General features: G+C 63.7%; 11 protein-coding genes and 1 riboswitch. Of the genes, 8 read left to right on the plus strand and 3 right to left on the minus strand.

Annotated elements, in window-relative coordinates; all coding sequences use genetic code 11:
- The 8 genes from EN824_RS05640 (at window position 1) to EN824_RS05675 (ending at window position 7,752) form a co-directional block, all read left to right on the plus strand.
- The gene (locus tag EN824_RS05640) at window positions 1-270 is read left to right on the plus strand and encodes a hypothetical protein (RefSeq protein WP_127280814.1); all 270 of its coding nucleotides are present in this window, start codon (window positions 1-3) and stop codon (window positions 268-270) included.
- 33 nt (window positions 271-303) lie between these two features.
- Window positions 304-1,512, plus strand: a complete 1,209-nt coding sequence (locus tag EN824_RS05645; protein ID WP_127280813.1) for a response regulator — start codon at window positions 304-306, stop codon at window positions 1,510-1,512.
- Window positions 1,509-2,930, plus strand: coding sequence for a CpaF family protein (locus tag EN824_RS05650; RefSeq protein ID WP_127872618.1), 1,422 nt, complete (start codon window positions 1,509-1,511; stop codon window positions 2,928-2,930). Before EN824_RS05645 ends, EN824_RS05650 begins: the two co-directional genes overlap by 4 nt.
- Window positions 2,931-2,935: 5 nt before the next feature.
- On the plus strand, window positions 2,936-3,901 hold the full coding sequence (locus EN824_RS05655; protein ID WP_127872617.1) for a type II secretion system F family protein: 966 nt from the start codon (window positions 2,936-2,938) through the stop codon (window positions 3,899-3,901).
- A gap of 1 nt (window position 3,902) precedes the next feature.
- Window positions 3,903-4,865: a type II secretion system F family protein gene (locus tag EN824_RS05660; protein WP_127279841.1), complete on the plus strand. Its 963-nt coding sequence runs from the start codon at window positions 3,903-3,905 to the stop codon at window positions 4,863-4,865.
- A gap of 76 nt (window positions 4,866-4,941) precedes the next feature.
- A complete protein-coding gene (locus EN824_RS05665) occupies window positions 4,942-5,775 on the plus strand; it encodes a hypothetical protein (protein WP_189522126.1) in 834 nt (277 codons plus the stop codon).
- A 154-nt stretch (window positions 5,776-5,929) separates the two neighbouring features.
- Window positions 5,930-6,403: a hypothetical protein gene (locus EN824_RS05670; protein ID WP_127279842.1), complete on the plus strand. Its 474-nt coding sequence runs from the start codon at window positions 5,930-5,932 to the stop codon at window positions 6,401-6,403.
- A 173-nt stretch (window positions 6,404-6,576) separates the two neighbouring features.
- Entirely contained in the window at window positions 6,577-7,752 is a 1,176-nt protein-coding gene (locus EN824_RS05675; RefSeq protein ID WP_135931965.1) for a GGDEF domain-containing protein, read from the plus strand.
- Here EN824_RS05675 and gcvP read toward each other — a convergent pair whose 3' ends face one another.
- From gcvP to gcvT, 3 genes are read right to left on the minus strand one after another with little or no spacing between them, the layout of a single operon-like run.
- Entirely contained in the window at window positions 7,753-10,563 is a 2,811-nt protein-coding gene (gene gcvP, locus EN824_RS05680) for an aminomethyl-transferring glycine dehydrogenase (protein WP_135931966.1), read from the minus strand.
- An 18-nt stretch (window positions 10,564-10,581) separates the two neighbouring features.
- On the minus strand, window positions 10,582-10,950 hold the full coding sequence (gene gcvH / locus EN824_RS05685) for a glycine cleavage system protein GcvH (RefSeq protein ID WP_127277662.1): 369 nt from the start codon (window positions 10,948-10,950) through the stop codon (window positions 10,582-10,584).
- A 5-nt stretch (window positions 10,951-10,955) separates the two neighbouring features.
- The gene (gcvT, locus tag EN824_RS05690) at window positions 10,956-12,053 is read right to left on the minus strand and encodes a glycine cleavage system aminomethyltransferase GcvT (RefSeq protein WP_135931967.1); all 1,098 of its coding nucleotides are present in this window, start codon (window positions 12,051-12,053) and stop codon (window positions 10,956-10,958) included.
- Between the two features lie 149 nt (window positions 12,054-12,202).
- Window positions 12,203-12,289, minus strand: a riboswitch (glycine riboswitch).
- Window positions 12,290-12,487: the final 198 nt, after the last annotated feature.

Genomic DNA, 12,487 nt, shown 5'->3' on the forward strand with positions numbered 1-12,487 from the left:
ATGCGTCTGGTCCTGAGATCGAGCATCGCACTGCTTCTTGCCGGTTTGGCAAGCGGCTGTACCAGCGACGACTATGTGCGCAGCGAAGGCGTGACGACAGCCGCCGGTGAGGCGCAGGCCGCCAACACCGTCATGCAGATGGTCGACCCGTGGAAGTACGGCGTCCAGAACACGAGGCTTCTCGTGCCTGCCAAGCGTGGCGATGCCGGGGCCGCCACGCCCGATCAGGCGGCCGGTGCCAAGGCAGCGCAAACGACCACCGGCAACTGATCCAGACGGCGATCGACCTCATAGGCGGCAAGAATGGCAAACAGCACCAAGAAGATCCTGCTCGTATCGACAGACCGGACCTTCGCGCAGGACACGAAGACGGCCTTTGCCGCCTCCGAGATCATCCAGCTCATGACGGTCGAGAAGAACGTCACCGAACTGCGCGGCGAGGTTCAGGAGGCCGAGTTCGGCGTCGTTATCGTCGATATGGATGCGGCGAAGCTGGAAGAAATCGAGTCACTGCAACGTGTGATGCGCCGGCTCGAGGGCAAGGCACCGGTGGTCGTGGTCACGCAGGAGTTCAACGCCGCCGCTGTCCGCATCCTGGTCCAACTCAAGGTCGCCGACTTCCTGGTCAAGCCGATCACCACGGCCGACCTCGTGCGTTCGGTCGTGCGAGCGTTGCAGGGACCCGGCCGCGAGGAAAACACCGAGTCGCAAATCTACACCTTCATGCCCGCCGCCGGCGGCGTCGGCACCACGACACTGGCGCTGCAGACCGCGTTCCAGCTGCATCATTCGGTGACGCGCGGCGCCTCGACCTGTGTGGTCGACCTCAATTTCCAGCAAGGTGCCTGCGCCGAATATCTCGATCTGGAGCCGCGTTTCGACATCACCGAAATCGAGAACCAACCCGAGCGCCTCGACCGGCAGCTGCTCGATGTGATGCTGTCCAAGCACGCCAGCGGACTTTGCGTGCTGGCGGCGCCGACCCATCCGGCCGAAATGCGCTCGTTCAAGACCGATGTCGTGGTGCGCATGCTGGACCTCGTCTCGGCCTATTTCGACAATGTCGTCATCGACATGCCGCGCACCTGGTTTCCGTGGACGGAAACGGTGCTGCTCGGTTCCAACAAGCTCTACATCGTTGCTGAAATGACGGTGCCGTGCCTGCGCCATACGCAGCGGCTGATCCAGGCCGTCTATGAGACCGCCGGCAAGGAAGTGAAGCCGAACGTGATCGTCAACCGTTTCGAGCAGAAGATGTTCGACAACGGCATCAAGCAGGCGGATGTCCAGGAAATCCTTGGCGAGCATTTTGTCGGCGGCATCGCCAACAACTACCGGCTGGTGCGCGAGGCGGTCGACCGCGGCGTGCCGCTGCACGAGATCGATCCCAACGCCAATGTCGTCAACGACCTGAAGAAGATCATCCTTCCGGAAGAGTCGGTGGCGACCGCGAGCAAGTCGAAGTCGCTATTCGGTTTCGGCAGGGGCCTGTTGAAAAGGAAAGCTGGATGACCAGCCGTTTTTCCACCCTGCAGAATCGCGACGCCCGCCCGCAGCGACCGGCGGAATCGACACCGGTCGCGCATCATGCCGTCGTTATCCCGACCAGCCGAAAGGCTTTGCCGGCGAAACCGGAAGCGGCACCGGCAAAGAATGCCAACAAGGTGCTCGATGCCCGGGTGCGCATCCATCGGATGCTGCTCGAGGAGATCAACCTCGTCGCGCTGGAGCGCTTGCCCAAGGACGAGATGCGCCGGCAAGTGCATGATTTCGTATCGGAAAAAACCCGCCAGGAGCGGATGGCGATCAATACCGCCGAACTCGACGCGCTGGTCGACGATATCGTCGACGAGATGGTCGGCCTCGGCCCGCTCGAGCCGTTGCTCAAGGACCCCGACATCAACGATATCCTGATCAACGGCCACCAGAACTGTTTCGTCGAAAAGAAAGGCAAGCTGCAGCAGGTCCACATCCCGTTCAAGGACGAGGCGCATCTGCTCAGAATCGTCAACAAGATCGTGGCCGCCGTCGGCCGCCGCGTCGACGAATCGCAGCCGATGGTCGACGCACGCATGCTGGACGGCTCGCGCTTCAACGCAGCCATCCGCCCGGTGGCCGTCGACGGTCCGCTGGTGTCGATCCGCAAGTTCTCCAAGAACAAGCTTGGCCTGCACAGGCTGGTCGAATTCGGCGCCATCACGCAGAACATGGCCGAAGTGCTGGCCGCGGCCGTGCATGCCCGCAAGACGACGATCATTTCGGGTGGCACCGGCACAGGCAAGACGACGATGCTCAACGCGCTGTCGGCCTTCATTCCGGAAGACGAGCGGCTGATCACCATCGAGGACGCGGCGGAGCTTCAATTGCAGCAGCCGCACGTCGCGCGCATGGAAACGCGCCCGGCCAACATCGAAGGCCATGGCGAGCTCAAACAGCGCGACCTGGTCAAGAACGCGCTGCGCATGCGTCCCGACCGCGTCATCCTCGGCGAGTGCCGCGGCGAGGAGGCATTCGACATGCTTCAGGCGATGAACACCGGCCATGAAGGGTCGATGGCGACCATCCATGCCAACACGCCTCGCGATGCCATTTCACGCCTCGAGCAGATGCTGGGCATGACCGGCATGCCGATGACGGTGCAGTCGATCCGCAGCCAGATCGCCAGCGCCATCGACATCATCGTCCAATTGACCCGGCTTTCCGACGGCAAGCGCAAGGTGACGAGCGTCGCCGAGGTGACCGGCATGGAGGGTGATGTCATCCAGATGCAGGAAATCTTCCGCTTCGTGCGCACCGGCATGGATGCCGACGGCAGCATTCTCGGCTACTTCGAGGCAACCGGGATCCGGCCGCGCTTCCTCGAGGACCTGCGCGCCATGGGCATCGACTTTCCGGGACGCTATTTCGAACCCGGCCGGCCGCAGGAGTAGCCGGGGTGTTCGACGGCTTCAGCGCGATCTATGTCGTCTATGCCGGGGCCGCACTGACCGGCATCATGGTCGCCGAGGCGGTCTACCTGCTCTATGCCGGCCGCAGCGACAAGCGCACCGCCATCAACCGGCGCATGAAACTTCAGGAAAACAAGATCAGCCAGGAGCAGGTGCTGATCCAACTGCGCAAGGAGCGCGGTCTCGACGCGGGAACGTCGCTGTTCTCGCCGGACCGGTTCCGTGCCTTGCGCACGCAGTCGGGCATGGTGATGCCGCTGTCGAAATTCCTGACGATCACCTGCGGCGTGGCGATGGCCATGACGCTGTTCGCCATCTCGCGCGGCTTGCCGTTGTTGATGGGGCTCATTCTGTTCGTCATGCTGGTGCCGCTGCTGCCGGTCATGGCGATGCGCTCCATGCGCAAGCGCCGGCTGAAACGTTTCGGCATGCAGTTGCCGGAGGCGCTGGAACTGATCACGCGGGGCCTCAAGGCCGGTCATCCGGTTCCGGTGGCGATTGCCATGGTGTCGCGCGAGATGCCCGATCCGATCGGTACGGAATTCGGCGTCATTGCCGACGAAGTCACCTATGGTTCCGACCTGGTCTCGGCGCTGAACTCGCTTTTCGACCGGGTAGGCCACGAGGACCTGCCGTTGTTCGTCACCGCCGTGTCGATCCAGACCAGTTCGGGCGGCAATCTGCGCGAAATCCTCGATGGGTTGTCGACGACGATCCGCGAACGCGGCAAGCTGCGCCGCAAGGTGCGCGCGATTTCGACCGAAGGCCGCCTGTCGGCCTACATTTTGACTGCCGTGCCGGCGCTGCTGTTCACCGCCATCATGGCCATGATGCCGGGATATTACAGCGACGTCTGGGGCGTGCCGAAGACGTGGTACATGATCGGCGGCTCGGTTACCTGGCTGATGCTGGGCAATCTGATCATGTTCAAGATGTCGAACTTCAGGTTCTGACATGCAGAGCGTCATCGAATTCCTCGCCTCGCTCGCGCCGGCCTCGCTGATGCCGGTTGCGGTCCTCTTGCTGCTCGTCGGAGTCGCCGCGGTCGCCTGGCCGATGGTGGCGGCGAAGGGTGACCGCAATGAAGTCAAGCGCCGGCTCAAGGTCGACCACGGTCCGGTGGCGGCCAAGCCCGAACCGGTGCAGAAGAAGAATAGCGGCGTCGTGCGCGAGAAGGCGGTGAAGAGGGCGCAGGAATTCTACGCCAAGAGCGACCCGGAAAATGTCGCCCGCCTGCGTTTGAAGCTCATCCAGGCCGGTTACATGGAGCCGCGCGCCGTTGGCATGTTCTTCCTCATCCGGTTCACGGCAATGATCGGCACGACGTTCGCCGTCTTCGTGCTCAACCGGTGGATGGCCAGCCCGGACGCTACCATGACCAGCCGGTGGACCTTCATCATCCTGTCGGGCGCTGCCGGCTATTTCTTGCCGGGTCTGGTGCTGACCCAGAAGGTTCGGGAAAAGATGCGCGAATACCGCAACGGCTTCCCCGATTTCATGGACCTGATGATCGTCTGCTCCGATGCCGGCATGAGTATGGAAGCGGGCGTCGAGCGCGTTTCGAAAGAACTCGCCAAGACCTATCCGTCGCTCAGCCAGAATTTGCAGCTCGTGTCGCTGGAGCTTCGGGCGGGACGCAGCCTCGACGACGCGCTGAAGGCGCTCGCCGATCGCCTCAGCCTGGACGAGGTGCGCTCCTTCGCCACGCTCCTGCAGCAGTCGAAGGAACTCGGCACCAGCCTGTCGGGCGCGCTCAGGGTGTTTTCAGATGAAATGCGCCACAAGCGCATGTCGCTGGCCGAGGAGAAGGCGCACGCCTTGCCGGCAAAGATGTCCGTGCCGGTCGTGGTCTGCATCCTGCCGGTGGTGCTGATGATCGCCGTCATTCCCATCATCGTCAAAATGACGGGTCACTAAAGCGCGCCGGTCGCGACCGATTCGCGCGACATGCACGCAATCTGGACCTGTAACGTCCGTAATCAGCGAGAAGTCCATGCGAATACTGTTGCCCACCCTGTTGCTGGGCCTCGCCGCGGCGGGCTTGTCACCCGCCCAGGCCGCGGCTGGCGATTGCGGCGATGCCGCCGCGTTGGTGCAGCAGGCCTATCCGAAGGCTCTCAAGAGCGCCGATGGTGCCTCATTCACGCTCGAGCCCCACACCAGCATCGCCTTGGCGCCTCAGGACAGCGATTCGCCATTCCGCCTGATCTGCAAGATCTGGCCCGCCCATGACGATCTGCTGCTGGTCGCGGTGCCGCTGACCGACAGCGCCCAATCCAGGGACGACGGGCATGTTGGCGATATCGAGCTTCTGGTCGTCGACAGGAACAGCAAGCAAGTGCGCCAGCGCTTGCTCCAGCCCGGGCTGATAACCGACGATGCCATCGCTATCCGCAAGATCGAATTCGATACCGGCCGCTATGGGTTGGCGCCCGGTGTCACCGCCTTTGGCCTGCGTATCGAGATGGCCAATCATTCGCAGGCCGATCCCTTCAGCGAAACCGACCTGCGGCTCTATGCCGTCGCCGGCGATGCACTGCGCATGGTGCTCGATGGCCTTGTCGTTGCCGGTAATGGTGGCGAAGGCGATACCAATTGCGCGGGATCCTTTCATTCCAGTCGGGTCAGCCTGACGATGGGCGCGGCGAGACATCACGGCTATCGTGACATCACCGCGGTCGAACGGACGGATACCGACGAGCCGTCCCCCGACACGGATGGCGAGTGCCAGTCTCATCCCGGCAAACCTGTGAACCGAACCTACCGGCTGCGCTATGACGGCAGCCGTTATCCGGTTCCGGGCGAGCTCAGGGCCATGGAGCCGTAAGAACCCTGCGGTATCGAGGGCGTCGCGACCCGTGGTTAATGGCCGGTATTCGGGACACTAAAAGTTAGCCGCATTTCGGCACCGAAGCTTAATCGCTGTGCTGTAGTGTCTTTCCCTGAAGAACGACCCGGCAAATCGGGCGACGGGGCAGGGCATGCGTCAGATAAAATTTGCGGCGGTGGCCACGATGGCAACCGTCCTGATGATCACCGGGTGCACGACGAACACCAACGTCGACACGACCAAGACAACCGCCATCCAGCCGACTGCTAAGGATGTCGACACATCCGACCTGGCGGAAGGCAAGGCGCAGTTTCGCGACGCCAATTATGGTCTTGCCGAACAGCATTTCCGCAAGGCCGTCGAATTGAAGGCCGACAATGCGGAGGCCTGGATGGGGCTTGCGGCTTCCTATGACGAACTCGGCCGCTTCGACTTCGCCGACCGCGCTTATGGCCAGCTTTTGAAAGTCGCCGGCCGCAAACCGCGGATCGTCAACAATATGGGCTATTCGCAATTGTTGCGCGGCAACAAGACGAAGGCCAGGGCACTGCTGCTGGAGGCGAAGGCCGGCATGGCCGATCCCACCGTTGTCGACGCCAACCTCGCCTTGCTCAACAAGGGCTGATGCCGGTTGATCCGCGCGCCGGCCAGGGGTGCGGTTTCGGCACAGGTGGCATCGACGCTTTGTAAACCCTATCCGCAGGTTGGGTCGAGAGATTGCCTGAAAACCATGTCCGAGGGCTGCCGCTGACCTAGAATGCGGCGCAACCGCCGACGCTCGAGAGGCCCCCGCCCGATATGCTGGATTTCAGTTCGCTCCTGCTCGCAGCCGCGCTGTCGGGCATCTGTCTCAGTGTCACCATGTTCGCGATCTGGGCCACCGCGCCGCGGGCCGGATTCGTGCTGACGGTGGCATGCGGCATTCTCGTGCTCGTCGCGCATGTAATCCTGTTTTGGCGCTATACCAGGGAGCCCGATCCGCTGCTTTGCCAGATCGCGCTGGCGCTGCTCAGCCTGGGTTTTCTGATCATCTGCATTTCGGCCATGCAATATCTCGGTGTGCCGGACCACAGGCGTGTGATTGCTCCGACATTTGCCGCCATGGCCGTCTGTGCGGCCGTGACCTTCATGGGCCTTGACGGTATCGGTTTCGTGATCACCTACGCGACGGTTACCGTGCTGCTCTCGACGATCGGGGCCATGTTCTGGATCAATGGCAGTCACGATCGCCGCATCCTGCTGGTGGTTTCGTTCCTGAGCGGCACCTGTGCGCTGTCGTTTGCCCTTTGCGGCGTGGTTCTGATGGCCAAAGGGCAGTGGACGCTCGGTGTCGCGCCCGACAATTGGGCTGAACGCCTCAACTCTGTCGTGGCGGTGGCCTGTATGACCGGCCTCGGCGCTTTGACGCTTTCGCTCCACCATTTGCAGGCGCAGATCGAGCTGAAGGCCGAGACCATGACCGATCCGCTGACCAAGCTGATGAACCGCCGGGGCCTGACGTCGCTTTATGGCGAGCGCACCTTCGGCCCGTTCATGGCGATCGTCATGTTCGATCTCGATCACTTCAAACGGACGAACGACATCTATGGACACCCGGTCGGGGATCAGGTCCTGTGCCGTTTCGGTGCCGTCATCCGGAAATATGCCAGGACCGGGGTCGACGCCTTTCGCCTGGGCGGCGAGGAGTTCGCGATCGTCATGTCGCGGATGACGGAAGAGCGGGCCTATGATCTTGCCAGCAAGATCGGTGTCGCTTTCGGCACGGAAGTCGTGCCCACGCCGCTCGGCCCCTTGCGCAGCACGGTCAGCGGCGGGATCGGGTTCGGCGAGGCCGACGGCAGCACCCTCGACGAGGTGCTGGCCAGGGCCGACTCCACGCTCTACGCGGCCAAGCGCGCCGGCCGAAACTGCGTCATCAGCCACAATAGGATGGGCAAGGCCGAACCGATCAAGCCGGCCTTGCGCTCCGCGTAGCTATTCCGCAGCACCCAGATAATCCGACAGCGGCGGGCAGGAGCAGACCAGGTTGCGGTCGCCGGCGACATTGTCGATGCGCGATACCGGCGGCCAGTACTTTGCGGCGGTGTCGGCGTCGCCGGCGGGATAGGCCGCTTCCAGGCGCGAGTAAGGGTGGGTCCATTGACCGGCCAGCGCCTCGGCTGACGTATGCGGTGCGTTGACCAGCGGATTGTCGGCCAAGGGCCATTCGCCTTTGGCCACTTTCGCCGCTTCGCCGGCTATGGCGATCATGGCCTCGCAGAAACGGTCGAGTTCGCGCTTGGGCTCGGACTCGGTCGGCTCGACCATCAGCGTGCCGGCGACCGGGAACGACATGGTCGGCGCGTGGAAACCATAGTCGATCAGGCGCTTGGCGATGTCCTCGACACTGATGCCGGCGCTCTCCTTGAGCACGCGGGTGTCGAGGATGCATTCATGGGCGACACGATCGCTCCTGCCCTTGTAAAGCAGCGGGAAGTGCGGGGCGAGCCGCGTCGCCACGTAGTTGGCCGAGACGATCGCCGTCTCGGTCGCCTGCTTGAGGCCGGAAGCGCCCATCATGCGGATGTACATCCAGGTGATCGGCAGGATGGAAGCGCTGCCGAACGGGGCGGCCGCCACGGCATGCGCCGAGCCTTCGCTGACATGGCCGGGCAGATAGGGCTTCAGATGCGCCCTGACGCCGATCGGACCGACCCCCGGTCCGCCGCCGCCATGCGGGATGCAGAAGGTCTTGTGCAGGTTCATGTGGCAGACGTCGGCGCCGATGTCGCCGGGACGGGCAAGTCCGACCAGCGCGTTGAGGTTGGCGCCGTCGAAATAGACCTGGCCGCCATGCTCATGGATGAGCGCGCAGAGATGGCGCGCGCCTTCTTCGTAGACGCCATGCGTGGAGGGGTAGGTGAACATCAGCGCCGCGAGATTCCTGGAATGCTCATTGGCCTTGGCGCGCATATCGTCCATGTCGATGTTGCCGTCTTCCAGGCAGCGAACGACGACGACGCTCATGCCAGCCATCGCGGCACTCGCCGGATTGGTGCCATGCGCGGAAGAGGGGATCAGACACACGGTGCGATGACCCTCACCGCGCGAGCGGTGATAGGCGCGGATGGCCAGCAGCCCGGCATATTCGCCCTGGCTGCCGGCATTGGGCTGCAAGGTCACGGCGTCGAAGCCGGTGATCTCCGCCAGCCAGCCTTCCAACTCGCCGATCATGGCGCGGTAGCCGGCCGAATGCGCTGCCGGCGCAAAGGGATGCAGGTTGGCGATTTCCGGCCAGCTCACCGGCATCATCTCCGCCGCGGCATTGAGCTTCATGGTGCAGGAGCCCAGCGGGATCATGGCGCGGTCGAGCGCCAGGTCCTTGTCGGCCAGCCGGCGCAGGAAGCGCATCATCTCGGTTTCCGACTTGTTCTCGTGGAAGACCGACTGGGTCAAAAACTCCTTGCCGCGCGGCTTGCCGGGCACCGTGCTGTCGGCCGAAGAAGCAGCCTTGGCGTCGAACAGGGCTGCGATCGCCTCGAGATCGGCATTGGTCGAGGTTTCGTCGAAACTGATGCCGACATGGTCGGCGTCGAGCACACGCAGCAGCCGGTGGGTCTTTTCGGCGGCGGCGGCGATCTGGGCGGCCTTGCCTTTCGTCTCCACCGTCACCGTGTCGAAACGGCTGGAGCCGAGCACCGATACACCCGCAGCCTCGAGGCCGCTTGCCAGGCGGTTGGCCAGCGCGTGGATGCGCCCGGCGATCGCCTGCAAGCCGACCGGACCATGCCAGATGGCGTAGGCGGTCGCCATATTGGCAAGCAGCGCCTGCGCGGTGCAGATGTTGGAGGTCGCCTTGTCGCGGCGGATATGCTGTTCGCGCGTCTGCAAGGCGAGGCGGTAGCCCGGCCGGCCCTTGCTATCGGCCGACTGGCCGACCAGGCGACCGGGCATCAGGCGCGTCAGCTTGTCGGAGACGGCGCAATAGGCGGCGTGCGGGCCGCCAAAACCCATCGGCACGCCAAAGCGCTGCATCGGGCCGACCGCAATGTCGGCGCCGAGCTTTGCCGGCGCGTCGGTCAGCGTCAGGCCAAGCGGATCGGCGACGAAAACCACCAGCGCGCCGGCAGCGCGAGCCTTGGAGATCGCCGCCTTGTGGTCGCCATAGACGCCGAAGGTGTCAGGCCATGAGACGAGCAGGGCGGCGGTGTTGTCGTCGATCTCCTCGCCGTCAATCTCGATGCCGAGCGGCTCGGCGCGGGTGCGCACCACGTCCAGTGTCTGCGGATGCGGCGTGCCGGCGAGCGCCACCTTGGTGCGCCTGTCGCGATGGTGGCGCAGGGCAATGCCGACCGCTTCGGCGACTGCTGTTGCCTCGTCGAGCAACGAAGCCGACGCCACCGGCAGGCCGGTCAGTTCCGTGACCAGCGTCTGGAAGTTGAACAGCATTTCCAGCCGGCCCTGGCTGATCTCGGCCTGGTAAGGCGTGTAGGCGGTGTACCAGGCCGGATTCTCGAACAGATTGCGCTGGATGACCGGCGGCACGTGGACACCGTGGTAACCGGCGCCGATGAAGCTCTTCAGCACTTTGTTCTTCGCCATGGTCGCGGACAATTCGGCAAGCGCTTCGGCTTCGCTGGCTGGCGCTGGCAGGTCCAGCGGCTGGTCGAGGCGGATCGATCTCGGCACGGCCTGACTGATCAGCGTCTCCACCGAGGGAACACCGATGACGGTGAGCATGGCTCGAACGTCGGCAAGGCCGGGTCCGATGTGGCGGGCCGAGAACGGGTAGGGGGCAGCGGTCATGTCAACAAGTTCCTGATGTCAGGCGATATGGGCTTTGTAGGCGGCCTCATCCATGAGGCTGGCGAGCTGGCTTTCGTCGGCGAGCTTCATCTTCCATAGCCAGCCGGCGCCGGTCGCCGCCGAATTGACCAGTGATGGGTCGGAAGACAGCGTGCCGTTGGCCTCGGTGACTTCACCGTCGACCGGCGCGTAGACGTCGGAGGCCGCCTTGACGGATTCGACCACGACGGCGGTATCGCCCTTGGCGAGCTTCTTTCCCGTTTCCGGCAGTTCCACGAAGACGAGGTCGCCGAGCTGCTCCTGCGCATAATCGGTGATGCCGACGGTAGCGGTGCCGCCTTCGACGCGGAGCCATTCGTGGTCTGATGTGAAATAGGTTGTTGCCATGGAATTCATCCTTTGCGGTAGCGATGAGGGGTGAAGGGCAGGGAACTGATTTCGACTGGGATCTTCGTGCCGCGCACATCGGCGAAAACTCGCGTTCCCGTCTTTGCCAACGATGTGGTGACATAGCCCATGGCCACCGGATGGCCGGCGGACGGGCCGAAGCCGCCCGAGGTGACATGGCCGACCGGGTTGCCGTCGGCGTCGAATAGCGCCGCGCCCGCGCGTACCGGCTGGCGGCCTTCGGGCTTCAACCCAACGCGCTTTTGCGCCGGGCCCCGCTCCACGGCGGCGCGCAAGGCGTCGGCACCGATAAAGGCGCCGGAAGCCCTGGTATCCCTTGGGATTGCCCACATCAGCGCCGCCGCGGCCGGGTCGGTCTCCGGCGTGATGTCCTGGCCGTGCAGGCAGAGGCCGGCTTCGAGCCGAAGGCTGTCGCGCGCGGCAAGGCCGATCCAAAGCACGCGCTCGTCCTCGAGCAGTTTGGCGACCAGGTCCCGTGCGTCCGCCTCCCGCAGGCCGATCTCGAAACCGTCCTCGCCGGTATAGCCCGACCGGCTCATGAACCAGTTTTTCCGTGGCTCGACGCCGTGCATGAACAGCAGCGAGCCGGTCTCGATGCCTGCGCGGGAAAGGGCGGCCCAGGCTTCAGGGCCCTGGATGGCCAGGAAGACACGGTCGAGCGGCTCGACCTGCACATCGAAATCAGCCGCCAGCGCGCGCAGATGCTTTTCATCGGCGATGGCGTTGCCGGCATTGGCGACGACCATGAAGCGGTCGTCGCCAAGTCGGGTGACGATCAGATCGTCGAGAATGCCGCCTGCCTCATTCAGGAAGAACGTCAGTTTGGACTGCGAAATCTCGAGCGCGCCGGCATCCAGCGGGCAAGCGCGGCTCAACAGCGCAGCCGCTTCCGGCCCGCCGACCTCGAACAGCTTCATATGCGAGATGTCGAACAGCCCCACATGTTCGCGGGTGTGAAGATGCTCCTTCATGACGCCGGCCGGATAGGTCAACGGCATCGACCAGCCGGCAAAGGCGCCGAAGCGCGCACCGGCGGCTGTATGGATGTCTTCGAGGGGAAGGTGTTTGTCGTCGCCCGTCATGTCGTCTCCAGAGTCGCACGCAATCGGTCGCTGATGGCGACCAGTCCGTGCCCCTCTGTCTGAAGCCTGAGAGACTCGCGCAGCCGGAACTCTGTCAGCGGCGCTTACACCTTCGGCGCGGGGGCAAGCCCCGACTTTCCAGAGTGTCTTTCCCGTCTACGGTTCTTTTGCCTGAGAGATTTCGGGCGATTTCCCCTTCGGCGGCAGCTCTCGCTGCTCTCTCCCGCAAACAGGTAGGACTCAAACCCTGAGCCCTCGACGCGCCATCCATAGCCCGTCGGCGACACCTTGTCACCTCCCAGCGACATCTAAGCGCGTCCCGCGCTTTAGATCTTTGTTGATGCATGTCGTTCTCCCAAAACCGCTGCACACTTTTGGGCGACATTGATCTCACAAGTCTTCGCTAACCACGCCATTTGGCGGTTTTTCAAGAC

The sequence above is a fragment of the Mesorhizobium sp. M8A.F.Ca.ET.181.01.1.1 genome (assembly GCF_004792025.1).
Taxonomy (GTDB): domain Bacteria; phylum Pseudomonadota; class Alphaproteobacteria; order Rhizobiales; family Rhizobiaceae; genus Mesorhizobium.